We start from the raw sequence: 16,787 nt of genomic DNA, 5'->3' as shown, positions 1-16,787 counted from the left end.
GGAACGCCCGGAAAATATTTGGAGGTTTTTATGGAAGCATACAGTGATTTCGCCAGAGTTTATGACATTTTCATGGACAATGTGGAATATGAAAAATGGGCGGAATATCTTATAGGAAGTCTTAAAGAATACGGAATTGAAGACGGGATCGTGCTGGAACTTGGCTGCGGGACCGGAGTGATGACGGAACTTCTGGCAGAGTCCGGTTATGATATGATCGGCGTAGATAATTCCGAGGAAATGCTGGGAGAGGCCATGGAAAAACGGGCAGAGTCCGGCCATGAGATCCTTTACCTGGAGCAGGATATGCGTGAGTTTGAACTTTATGGAACAGTACGTGCTATCGTCAGCGTCTGTGACTGTATGAATTATATTACAGAGGAAGAAGATCTGCTTACCGTATTTAAGCTGGTGAATAATTATCTTGATCCGGATGGGATTTTTATATTTGATATGAACACCCCGTATAAATATCGAGAAATGCTTGGAAATACTACCATTGCGGAGAACCGGGAAGAGGGAAGCTTTATCTGGGAAAATGAATTTGACGAGGAGACAGGGATCAACGTTTATGACCTGACTCTGTTTCTTCCAAGAGAAGACGGTCTTTATGAGAGAGATGAGGAAATCCATTACCAGAAGGCCTACGAGCCGGAAAAGATCCGGGAACTGCTTGAAAAGGCGGGACTGATTCCGCTGGTAGTTTATGATGCATACACCAAGGATGCACCGAAGCCAGACAGTGGAAGGCTGACTTTTGTGGCAAGAGAACATGGCAAGGGAATTTCGGCAGAAGAGAAATAAAGGAGGAAATTTTTTTATATGAGTGATTATATTGTAAGAGCAACAGCGGCAAACAGTCAGATCCGTGCGTTTGCGGCTGTGACAACAGATATGGTAGAGACAGCGAGACAGAATCATAATACCAGCCCGGTGGCAACAGCGGCACTGGGACGTCTCCTTACCGGCGGAGCCATGATGGGAGCAATGATGAAAGGGGAAAAAGATCTTCTTACACTTCGTATCCACGCAGGCGGACCGCTGCAGGGGATTACGGTGACTGCAGATTCTCACGGAAATGTAAAAGGTTATGTAGGAAATCCGGATGTATGTATCCCGGCAAACAGCAAAGGTAAACTGGATGTTGCGGGAGCTGTGGGTGTAGGTTTTATGGATGTGATCAAGGATATGGGACTGAAAGAGCCGTATGTGGGTCAGGTTGCACTTCAGACCAGTGAGATTGCGGAAGACCTTACCTATTATTTTGCCACCAGTGAGCAGGTTCCGTCTGCAGTAGGACTGGGTGTGCTGATGAATAAGGATAATACGGTCCGTCAGGCCGGCGGCTTTATTGTGCAGCTGATGCCGTTTGCAGAGGAAGAAGTGATCGCAAAGCTTGAGGAAAACGTATCAAAGATCGATTCTGTTACCAGCCTTCTGGAGCAGGGCCATACACCGGAAAGCCTTCTTGAGAAAGTGCTGGAAGGTTTTGACATCGAGATCAATGATACACTGCCTACACAGTTTCACTGCAATTGTTGCAGAGAACGTGTGGAAAAGGCGCTGATCAGCATTGGAAGAAAAGAGCTCAACGAGATGATCCAGGAAGGCAAGGATATTGAGATGAACTGCCATTTCTGCAATAAAAATTATAATTTTACAGTGGAAGATCTTAAGAGAATCATAAGAGAGTGCAAGCGATAAGCCACAGGAGGAAGAAAAAATGAAGCATGGTTTTATCAAGGTGGCAGCAGCAACGCCGAGAGTTACCGTTGCAGACTGCAAGGCGAACGGGGAGGAGATCCTGAAAGCCATTCGCGAAATGGAAAAAGAGCATGTCAAGCTGATGGTATTTCCGGAATTCTGTATCACAGGATATACCTGCCACGATCTTTTTCTCCAGAGATGTCTTCTGGACAGTGCGTGGGATGAACTTCTGCATATTGCAGACGAGACAAAAGAGACGGATGCTCTGATCTTTGTGGGACTTCCGCTGCGCCACAGAGGCAAGCTCTATAATGTGGCAGCTGCCCTGAATCATGGCCGCATCGTGGGATTTGTGCCGAAGACTCATATTCCTAATTATAACGAGTTTTATGAACAGAGGCAGTTTGCCGGTGCAGAGGAAGAAGATGTGGAATTTGTGGACTTCCTAAAGGGCGTGAAAAATGAGGAAGATGAATTCTGGGATGAGATTCCTTTTGGAACAGACCTGATCTTTGAGTGTGAGGAATTTCCGGAATTCACTGTTGCGGCAGAGCTCTGTGAGGATCTCTGGGTTCCGGCGCCGCCAAGTATCCGTCATGCCATCAACGGCGCCCATATTATTGTCAATCTTTCTGCCAGCGATGAGATGGTGGGGAAAGATTCTTACCGGAGAACTCTGGTAAGCGGGCAGTCTGCACGGCTGATCTGCGGATATATTTATGCAAGCGCAGGAGAGGGCGAGTCCACCCAGGATCTTGTGTTTGGCGGACAGAATATGATCGCGGAAAATGGTTCCATGCTTGCGGAAAGCAGACGATTTGAGAACGGCATTATTTACAGTGAGATCGATGTTCAGAGAATGGCCGATGAGAGAAGAAGAATGTCTACGTATCCGGCAGTTTCCACCTGCAGCCATACAAGAGTTGGTTTTTCCGTAGAAGAGGAAGAAACCAGACTTACCAGAAAGTATCCGCAGTATCCGTTCGTTCCGTCTGTGAAGGAAGAACGTGATGAGCGTTGCGAGGAGATCCTGAATATCCAGGCTATGGGACTTAAGAAACGTATGGAACATATCCACAGCAGGAGTGCGGTGGTAGGACTTTCCGGCGGGCTGGATTCCACACTGGCGCTTCTTGTAATGGCGCGTGCTTTTGACCGGATGGGAATGCCGAGAGATCAGATCCACTGTGTGACCATGCCGTGTTTTGGAACAACAGACAGAACCTATCAGAATGCATGTAAGTTAAGCCGCTGCCTTGGCGCAAAACTTACTGAGGTGAATATTAAAGAGGCGGTAAATGTCCACTTCCGGGATATCGGACATGATCCCGAGATCCACGATGTGACTTATGAAAACAGCCAGGCACGTGAGCGTACCCAGATCCTGATGGATACGGCAAACAAGGAAGGCGGCGTTCTTGTGGGAACGGGAGATCTTTCCGAGCTGGCTCTTGGCTGGGCGACCTACAATGGTGATCACATGTCCATGTATGGTGTGAATGCTTCTGTTCCGAAGACACTGGTACGTCATCTGGTACGTTATTATGCGGATACCTGCGGGGATGAGGAACTGAAAGAGGTTCTTCTGGATATCCTGGATACTCCGGTCAGCCCGGAGCTTCTGCCGCCAAAAGATGGTAAGATTGCTCAGAAGACAGAAGATCTGGTGGGTCCTTATGAGCTTCATGATTTTTATCTGTATTATATGCTGCGTGCAGGATTTACACCAGATAAGATCTACAGGCTTGCCTGCCTGACTTTTGATGGGATTTATGATAAAGAGACGATACTGAAATGGCTGAAAACCTTCTACCGGAGATTTTTTGCCCAGCAGTTTAAGCGATCCTGTCTGCCGGATGGACCGAAGGTAGGTAGTGTGGCACTTTCTCCAAGAGGAGACCTGAGAATGCCAAGTGATGCAAGTGCAAGGATCTGGCAGGATGTGCTGGAGAAGATTGAAATCTGAAAGTAAAGAGAAAAGCGGAGAGCTTATGTGTTCTCCGCTTTTTTTACTGCGTCTGTGATGGCCGAAAGGAGCACCTGGGAGGTATATTTCCGGTCTCCTGCATACTGAATGTCCTCCAGGGACTGGCTGGAATAGATCTGGCTTGCCAGAGAATCCAGAACCGGTTCCATGAGAGGGTAGGAAGCTTTTGTGGTTTCGCTTAAGTTTACCAGACGGATGGCTTTGATCTTGTCGGCGTTTACGGTGACTTCCACATCGAAGGTATTGTCATTGAGGGTGATGGAAGAGGTATATACGCCCGGTTTGTAGCGGGATTTTTCGCTGGCTGTATCACTGGCAGTTTTTCCGGGGCCGAACATGAAGAAAAGGATAACAGCCAGAACAACAGCCAGAGCCAGAAAGACGGCTGTGTAGATGATCTCTTTCATATGTAGGACGATGATCCTGGTTTTGGAACTCATGACGCACGCCTCCCGAAGCTTTTTATATAGTTTATTAAAGAGATGGAGAAATTATGCCAGAGCTCCCGTTCTATAGGAACAGGATTTGTGGTATGATAGGAGTACTTTAGACGGATCAGGAGGAAACAGATGTCGCTACAGTTTATCATAGGAAGTTCCGGAAGCGGAAAATCCTGTTATGCATATCAGAATCTCATAGAACAGGCCGGACTGCATCCGGAGAAGCTTTTCTTTGTGATCGTGCCGGAGCAGTTTACCATGCAGACCCAGAAAACACTGGTGGAGATGAGCCCGGGAAAGGGAATCTTGAATATTGATATCTTGAGTTTTGAGCGTCTGGCATACCGTGTGCTGGAAGAAGTTGGTGGAGACAGCCGCACACTTCTGGAAGAAACCGGTAAGAGTATGGTGCTCCAGAAGATGGTCCAGCAGCATGGACAGGAGCTTTCCTATCTGGGAGGGCAGATGCGTAAGGCGGGATATCTGGATGAAATGAAGTCCATTTTGTCGGAGTTTATGCAGTACGATATCCGGGACAGTGAAATTCAGGAGATGATCGAGGATTCCAGTGACAGAGCATTGCTTCAGATGAAACTGAAAGATGTATCTGTTCTTTATCAGGCTTTTACCGGGTATCTGAAAGATCATTATATGACAGGCGAAGAAGTGCTGGACGCTCTGGAAAAGGCCCTTCCTTTTTCAAAAAAGCTGAAAAACAGTGTGCTTCTTCTGGATGGATACACCGGTTTTACGCCTATTCAGATGCGTGTGGTGGGAGAACTTCTTGCTGTCTGCGAGAAAGTGCTGGTGACGGTGACTATGGATGCAACCGAGAATTTAAGCACCAGAGGGAAGCCGTATCAGCTTTTTTATATGAGCCGTCAGATGATCCACGGACTTTCGGAACTGACCAGGGATATTGAGGAGCCGGTTCTTTTGAAAGATGTGAGAAAATCCAGGTTTTCCCAGGCCCCGGCTCTTCATTTCCTGGAAAAAAATATCTTCCGTTACCGGAAAAACGTATATAAAAAGAAGCAGGATGAGATCTGTATGTTTTCCGCGATAAGTCCTCTGAAAGAGATGGAAGAAACTGCCCGGCGGATCGCCAGACTTGTCCGTGAAAAAGACTGCCGTTACGGTGAGATCGCGGTGATCACCGGTAACCTGGAGGAGTACGGAAATCTTGCGAAGCAGGTGTTTACGGCAGCCGGGATCCCGTATTTCATTGATGAGAAGCATACGGTTTTGATGAATCCTTTTGTGGAATATTTCCGTGCGGCACTTGAGATGGCAGTGCAGGATTTTTCCTATGAGAGTGTATTCCGTTACCTCCGGTGCGGGATGTCCTGCGTGACCAGGGGGGAAGCAGATCTTCTGGAGAATTATGTGCTGGCACTTGGCATCCGTGGATTTAAGAAATGGGATGAAGTATGGGTGCGTATCTACCGGGGAATGCCGCCGGAGAGCATTCAGAGGCTTAATGAGATACGGGAACGTTTTGCAGATGAGACCAGGGAATTGGCCTTAAGTTTTAAAGGCGGGAAGAAGACGGTGCGGGAATACTGTACCATTCTCTATGAATTTGCGGTGAAGAGCCAGGTGCAGCAGAAACTGAAACATCAGGAGCTGAAATTTAAGGAACAGGGCGACAAGGCCATGGAGAAGGAGTATGCCCAGATATATGGGATCGTTATGGAACTTCTGGACAACATGGTGGAGATCCTGGGTGAGGAGACCGTGAGCCGTCAGGATTTCCGGCAGCTTCTGGAGACCGGTCTTAACCAGGCCAAAGTGGCCCTGATTCCTCCAAGTATGGACCAGGTACTTGTGGGTGATATGGAGAGAACCAGGTTGAAAGATATCCGTGCGCTGTTCTTTGTTGGAGTTAATGAGGGGAATATCCCCAAGAATACTTCCGGCGGGGGGATTTTGACAGAGCTTGACCGGGAGTTCTTCCAGGATCAGGGAATACAGCTGGCACCTGGCCCGAAAGAGTTGATGAACACACAACGGTTTTATCTTTATCTGAATATGACCAAGCCAAGAGAACTTCTCTGTCTTTCTTTCTGCCAGTCGGACAGTCAGGGAAAAGCTTTAAGCCCGGCATTTCTGATTAATAATATCCGGGAAATGTTTCCGGAAATGGAAATCCGGCAGTGTGGGGAGAACCAGGATTCCATGGATCTTCTGGAACTTCCGGGGATCAGTCTGGATTATCTGCTGAAAGGTCTTGCGGGAGAAGAATATCGGGATAACGCGGTGTTCCAGGAATTGTACAGCTGGTATCTTCAGAGTTCGGAATATAGGACACTTGTGAAACGGCTGACAGAGGTATCTTTTTCGGAACGGCCATCGGATATGATCGGAAAAACGGTGGCAGGAATTCTTTACGGGGAAGTTTCTCCATACAGTGCTACCAGACTGGAGCGGTTTGCAGCCTGTGCATTTGCACATTTCCTGCAGTATGGCCTGAAAGTAACTGAACGGGCGGAATATGAATTCCGGGCTATGGATATGGGAAATGTGATGCACATGGCACTGGAAAAATTTGCGGCGGAAGTCCGAAAAGAGGGACTGGACTGGGCGGATCTTACAGAGGAAGAGAGAAACCGTATCATAGATGACTGTCTGGATCAGGTTTCCGCAGATTACGGAAATACAGTTCTCAAAAGCAGTGCAAGGAATGAATATATGATCGAGCGTACCAGACGGATCTTAAGGCGTACGGTGTGGGCACTGCAGGAACAGCTGAAACATGGAGAATTCCGGCCGGAAGGCTTTGAGGTGAAGTTTGAGGGTGGCCGGATCGACCGTGTGGATATTATGGAGGAGCCGGAGAAGAACCGGGTCTATGTAAAGGTCATTGATTATAAGACAGGAAATACTTCCTTTGATATGCTTGCACTGTATCATGGACTGCAGCTTCAGCTGATGATCTATCTGGATGGTGCGCTGAAGGTGGAACAGAGAAAATATCCGGAACGGGAGATCGTTCCTGCAGGAATTTTTTATTATAATGTGAAAGATCCCATGATCCAGGAGAAGATCCATGCGGATGTAGAGCGGGTTCAGGACCAGGTGATGAAAAAACTGAAAATGAACGGTCTGGTCCAGGCGGATGATGATGTAAGCATAAAGATTGATGAAACCCTTGCATCCATACCGGTGTCCAGAAATAAGGACGGAAGTTTCAGCAGGCGGTCTTCGGTGGCATCCAGGCAGCAGTTTAATGCACTGGGGGAATATGTGCGCCGTAAGATCTGCGACATCCGGGAGTCTATTCTGGACGGAAACGCGGCAGTGGCGCCTTATGAGCTTGGAAAAAAGAACGCCTGTACCTATTGTCCGTATATTACAGTGTGCGGATTTGACAGAAAGATACCGGGATATGAGTTTCACAGATTACCATCGTTCTCAGAAAGTGACCTGTGGAAAAAAATCATGAAGGAGGACGAATAAATGGCTGTGAAATGGACGGAAGAACAGGAAAAAGTCATCACGCTCCGGGACAGGAATATTCTGGTCAGTGCGGCAGCCGGTTCCGGTAAAACCGCAGTACTGGTACAGAGGATCTTAAGTAAGATCATGGATTCTGTGAAACCGGTGGATATTGACCGCCTTCTGATCATGACATTTACAAGGGCGGCAGCCGGAGAGATGAGAGAACGTATTGAACGTGCCCTGGATCAGGCACTGGCCGAAGATCCGGATAATGAGCATCTACAGAGACAGATGACACTGATCCATACTGCACAGATCACGACCATTGACGGATTCTGCTCCTATGTGATCCGGAATTATTTTCATCTGATCGGACTGGACCCGGGTTACAGGACAGCAGATGAAGGAGAACTGAAGCTTTTGCAGGAAGACGTGCTCAAGGAGCTTTTTGAAGATTATTATGCAGAGGGCGATGAGGATTTTACCACTTTTGTGGAATGCTATGCGGCAGGGAAATCCGATGAAAGCCTGAAAGAGCATGTTCTGGATCTGTATGATGCGTCCATGAGTAATCCCTGGCCCGAAGAGTGGCTGGATGGCTGTGTGGAGAATTATTGCCTGGACCCGGAAAAAGGAATTGTGGAAACAAAGTGGTACCAGTCTCTGTGGGAAATTGTGGATAGTGCGCTGAAGGAAGCAGAAGAACTGAACCGGAGTGCCATGGAGATCTGTGGAGAAAGTGAGGGACCGGAACTGTATCTGGATGCCCTGCAGAAAGATCTTGTGCTGATCCGGCAGTTGCAGGAACTGTCCGATAAACAGGACTATGATCAGATGGTACAGACTCTGCAGAATCTTTCATTTGCAAGGCTTTCCACAAAAAAGATGGAAGGGGTATCCGGCCAGCTGAAAAGTCTGGTAAAAGATATCCGGGAAGATGCAAAGGATATCCTGAAAGATCTGGGAAGCCGGTATTTTCAGTGCAGTCTTGAGGAACTGACGGAGCTGACGCTGGCATCTGCAGGACCATTAAAGATGCTGGTAAAACTCACCAAAGATTTTGCACAGCGTTTCAGTGACAAGAAGAGGGAAAAAAATGTCCTGGATTTCTCAGACATGGAACATTTTGCCCTGGAGATCCTTCTGAAAAAAGAAGGAGATATCTGTACGCCAAGCCAGGCAGCAAGGGAACTTTCCGAGAAATACGATGAGGTTCTTCTGGATGAATATCAGGACAGCAACCTGGTTCAGGAAATCCTGATGCAGAATGTTTCCGGCTGGGTGAATGACCGTAAAAATATCTTTATGGTAGGAGATGTGAAGCAAAGTATTTACCGGTTCCGACTGGCTCGTCCGAAGCTGTTTATGGAGAAGTACAAAAGCTATTCTCTGACAGACAGCCTGGAGCAGAGGATCGATCTTCACAAAAATTTCCGAAGCAGACAGGAAGTTCTGGAAAGTGTCAACTTTATTTTCCGACAGATCATGGGAGCGGATCTGGGTGGAATTGATTATGATGAGGCGGCTGCTCTGTATCCGGGAGCCTCTTTTCCGGAGGGACAGGATAGCGAATTCGTAAAGACTGAGGTTCTTCTTGTGGAAAAAGACGGGGAGATCCTGGAGGATGCTGATGTGGACGCACCGGAAAATGAAAGGGAGCTGGAGGCTCTGGCCATTGCAGGAAAAATCCGTTCCATGGTGGGACATGACCTTGTGCTTGACAAGGAAACCGGGGAGTACCGTCCTGTACGGTATGGAGATATTGTGATCCTGCTCCGCTCTGCCACCGGATGGGCAGAGACTTTTGGGGAAGTGCTGGCTGCAAGAGGGATTCCGTCCTATACGGCGTCCCGAACCGGATATTTTTCCACAACAGAGGTTGTTACACTTCTGAATTATCTCCGGGTGCTGGATAATCCTCTTCAGGATATTCCTCTGACCGGTGTGCTTCGTTCTCCCATTGTGGGATGCACCACAGAGGAGCTGGCAGAGCTTCGGATCGCATATCCGGAGGGAATGATCTGTGAATGTGTGCGGGCATTTGTGGAGGATTATCGGGAACACCGGATTTTTGAGGAGAAGAAAAAAACTCTGGGAGAGAAACTGTCCCGCTTTTGGGACACAATGAACGGACTCAGGGATATGGCTGCATATACGCCGGTCCACCAGCTGATCCTGGAAGTGTTGGAACGTACCGGATATGGAAACCATGCAAAGGCTATGCCAGATGGCGCACAGAGAAGTGCAAACCTGAACATGCTGGTGGAAAAAGCCATGGAATACGAGAAGACAAGTTATCGTGGTCTGTTTAATTTTGTACGGTATATCCAGAAACTGCAGCAGTATCAGGTGGATTACGGAGAGGTGAATCTTTCCGGAGCAGGAGAAAGTGCTGTGCAGATCATGACCATTCATAAGAGCAAGGGTCTGGAGTTTCCTGTCGTGTTTGCGGCAGGAATGGGGAAACGGTTTAATTTCCGGGATATGAATGCAAGTATCCTGATCCATCCGGATCTTGGCATCGGTGCGGATGCCATACTGCCGGAAAAGAGGATCATCGCATCATCCCTGTGCAAACAGATCATCCGCCGGGAACTTCTTAAAGAAAGTCTGGGGGAGGAACTCCGTGTGCTGTATGTAGCACTTACCAGAGCAAAAGAAAAACTGATTCTCTGTGGAACAGTGGGAGATCTGGAACAAAAATTGACATCACTGTCCGTATTAAGGGACAGTAAAGAAGAGCTGCTTTCTCTGGGACTGCGTATGCGTGGAAAAACTTACTGGGATTATGTACTTCCATCTCTTGCAAGGCACAGGTGTATGTCGTCACTTTTCCATGAATATGGAATATTTATGAACCGGATGAATCCACTGTACGGGGATCCTTCGGAATTTGTGGTGACGAAGATTACGGCGCAGGATCTTACAGAAAATGAGGTTGTGGAACAGGCGGAACGGGAAATGAAGAAAGAAACTCTGGAAAACTGGAATCCGGGCAGAGTTTATGACAGTGAGATCCGGGAAGAAATTGAGAGACGTTTTTCTTTCACATACCCTTATCAATATCTGGAAGATATTCCTGTGAAAGTCAGTGTATCAGAACTGAAAAAGAGAAGTTACCACAGTGAGCAGGATCTGGAAGAGACGGTGGATTATGAGACGGAAGAAGAAATTCAGCCGATAGTTCCTCGGTTTATCGAGGAGAAGAAAGAGGAAGGTTATACAGGAGCACTTCGCGGAACGGCTTATCATCGGGTGATGGAGTGCCTGGATTACGGACATACCGGAAGCCAGGAGGAAATCCGCAGTCAGCTGAAAGAATGGGTGGAACTTAAGAAGATGGAAGAAAAAGAGGCTGCGTCCGTGCGGATTTTGGATATCTGCCATTTGGTGGAATCATCTCTCGGACAACGGATGAAAGCGGCTTCAGAGAAGAAGCTGCTGTTTAGGGAGCAGCCGTTTGTGATCGCAAGAAAAGCTTCGGAGCTGGAACCGCAGTGGCAGTGTGAGGAAGATGTTCTGGTGCAGGGAATCATTGACGGATATTTTATTGAGGACGAAGAGATCGTTCTGGTGGATTATAAAACGGACTTTGTGAGACGTGGAGAAGAACAGGAACTGATCGACCGTTATCGTGTCCAGCTGGAAGATTATGCCCAGGCGCTGGAGAGGATGACAGGCCGGAAGGTGAAGGAACGGTATATTTATTCGTTTACTCTTGGGAAAGAAATTTTGTTATAAGAAATATTGCTGTGAAAAATAAAAGTCAGAGACCGAATATTTACTTTGCAGAAAGGTTCAGTCTCTGACTGGCAAATGCGATATTATATTGATGTGTGCAGGTATCCTGCGGCGGAAGCGTTATACTCTCCAGCCCGCAGGATATTTGTTTTTCAGGATTCCGTTTACAAGTTTTCCGAAGCCGAGAGGATAACCGTCCACGCAGAGAAGATGCCAGCCTTTTTTGTGAGCGGCTTCTTCCGGCTCGATCATAAGAGTTTCGCCTTTCAGATAACGGGTAAGCCGCTGGTCGGAAACCGGCAGGGAGATAACTGCTTCTACATCTCCTTTATGAAGAGCCAGAGCCAGTGGCTGAGATGGCTCAAAGCGGTTTTTCTTCAGATCACCCAGGTAGAGGCCGTTTCGAAGGAAAGAGATTCCGCGGAGATCCAGCGGGAAAGGCAGCTGATAATATACCTTATCTTTGCGGACTTCCACACGGTTCCAGTCAAACTCCTGGCCACCGATGGTTTTTAGGCCAATCTCAGAGAAAAATTCTTCCAGCCACTTCCGGGTGTTTTTATCCGGCCCTTTTGCGGAGAAACGGAAAACAGGTGGAAGAGAATTGCCTTTTTTGTGGAAAAGGGCGAGAAAATGACCTTCACCATCCATTTTGTGTGGAAAGATTCGGACGCATTTTTGAAGTTCTTCCGGATCAAACGTATTTAAGTTTAATGCGGTTTCAGAATCGGAAGTGTCTGCTGTGCCGGCATATTCCGGGCGGCCGCTGGAGAAGCCTTCATATCCTGGCATTTCCATAAGTTCTATATCTGGACGCTCACGGAGAAGATAGGCCACCACTTCTTCATCTTCACATGGGGAAAAAGTACAGGTGGAGTAAAGCATCATTCCGCCTGGACGGAGCATATCGGCAGCTTTTAGGATCAGGTCTTTCTGGATATCGGAAAGTTCCGCGGATTTTTCCGGTGTCCAGTCACGGGCAAGGGATTCCTCTTTTCGGAACATGCCTTCCCCGGAGCACGGGGCGTCCAGAAGGATCTTATTAAAGAAAGCAGGAAAGCGCTGGGCAAGTTTTGCTGGTTTTTCGTCGGTGACGAGCATATTTTTCATGCCAAAAAGTTCCAGGTTCCGAAGAAGGGCTCTGGCTCTGGAAGTGCTGATATCATTGGCAAGAAGAAATCCGGTATCATTTAAGGCAGCGCCAAGAGCTGTTGCTTTTCCGCCGGGAGCCGCACAGAGATCAAGGACAAAATCTCCGGGTTCAATGGCAAGTCTGGAAGCCGGTGTCATGGCACTTGGCTCCTGAAGGTAATAAAGTCCTGCCTGGTAGTAAGGGCATCGGGCCGGGCGGCTTTCCTCATCGTAGAAATATCCGGTATTGATCCACGGGATCGGCCGGATCGGGAAAGGGGAAAGCTCCTGAAAGTCCTGGCAGGAAAGTTTTGCGGTGTTTACACGGAGTCCGTAGGTGCGGGGATTTTCGTAGCTTTCAAGGAAAGCATCATAATCATCTTCAAGCATTTCTTTCATCCGCTCCAGAAAAGGAAGCGGTAATGTCTGTATTTTATCTGAATCTGTCATAATTTCCTCCATAATATAAACTTGACTCTCTCGGATATTGTGTGAAAAGAGTGGTTTCCGAAAAATATTATAAAGTATAGAGGGATTTTTCTAAATACTATTGACAAAACTATATTATACGATATATAGTATTATTCACAGAACAATATTACATGACTTATCATGTGAGCGTTGGATCGTGAAGTGATCGCGTTCATCAGCATGTAGTAAGACGGAATGTGGATGTCCGTTTTACAGGTCATAGAGAGGTGAGCAGATGGTATTTAATACAGGAGCAGCCCTCCTGGATGCGATCGTCCTGGCTGTTATTTCCAGAGAGAAGGACGGTACCTACGGGTACAAGATCACTCAGGATGTGCGAAGTGTTCTGGAAGTTTCAGAATCCACGCTGTATCCGGTTCTTCGGAGGCTTCAGAAGGATGAATGCCTGGAAGCCTACAATATGGAATATGCAGGCAGAAACCGGAAATATTATAAGCTGACAGATAAGGGCGCAGCGCAGCTGAATCTTTACAGAAGTGAATGGGAGATCTATTCATCCAAGATCACCAGGATGTTTGAGGAGGGAGTTTGATTATGAACAGAAAGCAGTTTATGGAACAGCTTGAACGGCTGCTTTCCGATATTTCAGAGGCAGAGAGACAGGAAGCACTGGAATATTATGAAGGATATTTTGATGATGCAGGTCCTGAGAATGAAGGAGAAGTGATCCGGGAACTGGGAAATCCGGGGAAGGTTGCTGCGATCATTAAGGCAGATCTTCAGGAGAACAGTGAAGATTACGGGGAATACACAGAGAACGGATATCAGGATACCCGTGTGAAAGAGAACGGGGAAATGCCGGACCATTATACAGAAGTAACCGTATACGGAAATGGACAGGGAGAGGCCCATCGTGATACGGGAAATACAGAAAATTTCGAAGACCGCAGGAAAAGACGTGCCCAGCGCGGCTATCACGCAGAGAAAAAGCAGAATAAGGCAGGAATCATTCTCGCACTGATCGTTCTTGTTTTTGCGGCTCCTCTGATAAAAGGATTATTTGGCGGAGTACTGGGGATTTTGGTGACACTGGCATTGCTGCCTTTCCTGCTGACATTTTTTGCAGGAGCGGGATCGCTCATCCTTGTGATCGGTGCAGCTGCGTGCATTGTTGTTGGGATTGCCATGACGGTGTCTCTTCCGCCGGCCGGGATCCTGACTATCGGTATCGGATGCCTGATGATGGCACTTGGACTTTTGTTACTGTTACTGACGGTGTGGTTTACAGGTAAGATACTGCCGGCGATCCTGCGGAAATTTACGGGATTCTGCAGCAATCTCCTGAATGGAAGAAAGGCGGAAAAAGTATGAAACGTTTTCTGAAGGTAATTCTGATCCTTGCAGCAGTATTCGGTGTGGCAGGCCTGGGACTTACTGCCGGCGGAGCTGCCATGGGAGCGACTATGGGAGATGTGAGTGTTCTGGATCATGGAATCACGCAGGTGCTTCGTGTTCTGGATCATGAAGACAGCTGGGAAGTGGAAGATTCCGAGGAAGATATGGATGAGCAGGAGGACGATTTTCCGGCAGATGCAGAGAGCGCGGTAACTGAGAAGGGCGTTCTGGCAGACAGTGCAGACAGTTCCGCATATACGAAAGTATATGAGGCCTCGGCTGTGTCAGACCTTTTCTGTGATCTGAGATACGAAGAACTGGTTTTGAAAACATGGAATGAGGATAAAGTCCAGGTGAAAGTTTCAGGGAAGGATCATAATCGCATTCAGATCAGCAATAACAACGGTAGTCTGAGAATTGCAAGCAATCAAAAAGTGAGAAACCGTTCCATAGAAATTTTTTGCCCAGAAAACTTAAGCTTTCAGAAGATAAAACTTCAGATGGGAGCCGGAACCATCGAACTGGATGGTGATTTTAAAGCGGAGCAGATGGAAGTAAATGTGGGGGCCGGAACCATTGAAAATTCCGGCAGCCTGGATATAAAGGAAGCAGATTTTACAGTCGGAGTGGGAACTGCTGACATCAGTGAACTTCAGGTGGAGAATTTAAAAGGAAGCTGTGGTATGGGAGATATGGAGCTTACACTTACAGGAAAAGCTGCTGAGTATAATTATGAGCTGAAATGTGGTCTTGGAAATCTGGAACTGGATGATTCGCTGGAAACGTCTATCACTTCCGGAAATAAACAGATCACAAATGAAGGTGCCACGAAAAATATAAAACTGGATTGCGGAATGGGAAACGTTGAGGTTGAATTTGAAGAAGATTAAAGGAGGAAGCATTATGAGCAACAAAAAACTTTACAAATCATCAGTAAACCGTATGTTATGTGGTGTCTGCGGCGGAATTGCGGAATACTTTAATATCGATCCGACTCTTGTCCGGCTGGTATGGGTGATCATCACGCTGATGGGCGGAGCCGGAATCCTGGCGTATATCATTGCGGCGATCATTATCCCGGATTAAAAATGACAGTACCCATAAAGGACGGACATATTTTTCAGAATGCATAATTTATCCGGAAATTGTCCATACTCCATAAAAAAGATGAGGAGTGTGGAAGATGAACAGGGAGAAAGAAGTAAAAGCATATCTTGAGGGAAAGCTTTCCCAGGCGGAAAAACTGAAATACGAGATTGCCGATGAGATGGGAGTTCTGGATAAAGTGATCAAAGACGGGTGGAAAAGCCTTTCTGCAAAAGAAACCGGACGGATCGGTGGTCTTATGACAAAAAAGAAGAAACATAAAAAGTAAAATACAGCCTGAAGGAACAAGGCGAAATGACGCCGGAAAAGTCCTTCGGGCTGTATTAAATTATAAGAATATTTTTCTGGAAAAAAGAAATTTTTTTGACGGTTCAGGGTGGACTGACCAGTGGAAAAGAGCTATACTGTTGGAATAACAGAGGAGGTATGAACATGGGTGAAAAAATCAATAACATTCTGAAGGGTGAGATCATCTCCTCAGTATTTTATATACTGCTGGGACTTTGCCTGATCCTGATCCCCACGCAGACGGTGGATGTGATCTGTAAAGTGGTATTTGGGCTGATCCTCATCGGAGTTGGCATTTATCATATCTATATTTACATAAGTGGAAAAGCGAAAGCTACGATCATGGATCTTTTAAGTGGTGTGGTTGTTTTCGTACTGGGTGTGTTCCTTTTTATGACACCTTCCATCGTGATCAAACTGCTTCCATGGATGCTCAGTGCATTTGTACTGGTTGACAGTCTGTGGAAATTTAAAGGTGCTTTTCTTCTGAAAAAAGGTGGACGCGGTGCATGGAGTGTGCTTCTGATCGGCAGTCTTGTTTTTATTGCACTTGGAATTGTGATGTTGTTTGGAAGATTTCCAAAGATCATGACGCTGTTGATCTTTTCCGGTTGGGTGCTGGTGTGTGACGGAGCTGCGGATATCGTATTTTTTATTATTATGAAGCTGGGACTTCGAAAAATCGCGAAAAAGGCGGAGGCAGAGAAGGAAGAGGCTGGTGCGGACAGTTCAGATGCTGTAAATGAAACAGCAGATATGGATATGCCAAATGATACAAGAACCCAGGATGAAAATGCGCCGAGTGAGCAGCAGAGTGGGAAGGAAACAGAATATCCAACAGAAACTACAGCAGAGACTACAGCGGCTATGCCGGCGCAGGATGCAGACGGATATTCTGCGGACAGAAAAGAGACAGAAGAATCCACAGAACCGGAAGAAGAGCAAAAGCAGAAGAATTCCCGATGGGAAAAAGAACCGGAGAATGTGGAGATGAAGCTCTGGGCTGTAGGCAAAGACCAGGCGGAAACCGGCAGCCTGAAGGATCTTCTGGACGGTTCCGATGAAGAACTGGAAGAGTGGAAGGACTGACCCTTCTCTTGCATCATCTGCCATTCCGT

General features: G+C 47.1%; 13 protein-coding genes. 11 read left to right on the top strand and 2 right to left on the bottom strand.

Features of this window, described 5'->3' with window-relative positions:
• Nucleotides 1-30: 30 nt before the first annotated feature.
• From LI091_RS01755 to LI091_RS01745, 3 genes are read left to right on the top strand one after another with little or no spacing between them, the layout of a single operon-like run.
• Entirely contained in the window at nt 31-804 is a 774-nt protein-coding gene (locus tag LI091_RS01755; RefSeq protein ID WP_265190705.1) for a class I SAM-dependent DNA methyltransferase, read from the top strand.
• A gap of 18 nt (nt 805-822) precedes the next feature.
• A complete protein-coding gene (hslO, locus tag LI091_RS01750) occupies nt 823-1,704 on the top strand; it encodes an Hsp33 family molecular chaperone HslO (RefSeq protein ID WP_148444833.1) in 882 nt (293 codons plus the stop codon).
• Between the two features lie 19 nt (nt 1,705-1,723).
• The gene (locus LI091_RS01745) at nt 1,724-3,673 is read left to right on the top strand and encodes an NAD(+) synthase (RefSeq protein ID WP_265190703.1); all 1,950 of its coding nucleotides are present in this window, start codon (nt 1,724-1,726) and stop codon (nt 3,671-3,673) included.
• 23 nt (nt 3,674-3,696) lie between these two features.
• Here the strand turns inward: LI091_RS01745 and LI091_RS01740 are convergent, their stop codons facing one another.
• Nucleotides 3,697-4,134: an FMN-binding protein gene (locus tag LI091_RS01740; protein ID WP_148444831.1), complete on the bottom strand. Its 438-nt coding sequence runs from the start codon at nt 4,132-4,134 to the stop codon at nt 3,697-3,699.
• Nucleotides 4,135-4,263: 129 nt separating this feature from the next.
• Between LI091_RS01740 and addB the strand changes: the two genes are divergently transcribed.
• Complete coding sequence (addB, locus tag LI091_RS01735; RefSeq protein ID WP_265190702.1) at nt 4,264-7,593, top strand: helicase-exonuclease AddAB subunit AddB; 3,330 nt, start codon at nt 4,264-4,266, stop codon at nt 7,591-7,593.
• Nucleotides 7,594-11,316 (top strand): helicase-exonuclease AddAB subunit AddA, encoded by a 3,723-nt coding sequence (gene addA, locus LI091_RS01730; protein WP_265190701.1) that lies wholly within the window; start codon nt 7,594-7,596, stop codon nt 11,314-11,316.
• 120 nt (nt 11,317-11,436) lie between these two features.
• On the opposite strand, the gene LI091_RS01725 is transcribed toward addA, so the two are convergent.
• Nucleotides 11,437-12,897 (bottom strand): RsmF rRNA methyltransferase first C-terminal domain-containing protein, encoded by a 1,461-nt coding sequence (locus LI091_RS01725; protein WP_265190700.1) that lies wholly within the window; start codon nt 12,895-12,897, stop codon nt 11,437-11,439.
• A 256-nt stretch (nt 12,898-13,153) separates the two neighbouring features.
• On the opposite strand from LI091_RS01725, the gene LI091_RS01720 reads away from it, so the two are divergent.
• The 6 genes from LI091_RS01720 to LI091_RS01695 all read left to right on the top strand — a co-directional run bounded on the left by LI091_RS01720 (nt 13,154) and on the right by LI091_RS01695 (nt 16,758).
• Nucleotides 13,154-13,471, top strand: coding sequence for a PadR family transcriptional regulator (locus tag LI091_RS01720; RefSeq protein ID WP_015527209.1), 318 nt, complete (start codon nt 13,154-13,156; stop codon nt 13,469-13,471).
• Between the two features lie 2 nt (nt 13,472-13,473).
• On the top strand, nt 13,474-14,250 hold the full coding sequence (locus LI091_RS01715) for a DUF1700 domain-containing protein (RefSeq protein ID WP_265190699.1): 777 nt from the start codon (nt 13,474-13,476) through the stop codon (nt 14,248-14,250).
• Nucleotides 14,247-15,164, top strand: coding sequence for a DUF4097 family beta strand repeat-containing protein (locus tag LI091_RS01710; RefSeq protein WP_177289897.1), 918 nt, complete (start codon nt 14,247-14,249; stop codon nt 15,162-15,164). Before LI091_RS01715 ends, LI091_RS01710 begins: the two co-directional genes overlap by 4 nt.
• A gap of 13 nt (nt 15,165-15,177) precedes the next feature.
• Nucleotides 15,178-15,360 carry a PspC domain-containing protein gene (locus tag LI091_RS01705; protein WP_015527206.1) on the top strand — a complete coding sequence of 61 codons (183 nt, stop codon included), beginning with the start codon at nt 15,178-15,180 and terminating at the stop codon, nt 15,358-15,360.
• Nucleotides 15,361-15,457: 97 nt separating this feature from the next.
• Complete coding sequence (locus LI091_RS01700; protein ID WP_015527205.1) at nt 15,458-15,649, top strand: small, acid-soluble spore protein, alpha/beta type; 192 nt, start codon at nt 15,458-15,460, stop codon at nt 15,647-15,649.
• Between the two features lie 164 nt (nt 15,650-15,813).
• A complete protein-coding gene (locus LI091_RS01695; RefSeq protein WP_177289898.1) occupies nt 15,814-16,758 on the top strand; it encodes a DUF308 domain-containing protein in 945 nt (314 codons plus the stop codon).
• Nucleotides 16,759-16,787 lie beyond the last annotated feature (29 nt).

Origin of the sequence: Blautia sp. MSK20_18 (assembly GCF_020553125.1) — a bacterium.
GTDB lineage: Bacteria > Bacillota > Clostridia > Lachnospirales > Lachnospiraceae > Blautia_A > Blautia_A fusiformis.
Note: the sequence above shows the minus strand (reverse complement) of the source record. Positions and strands in the feature narration are given on the sequence as shown.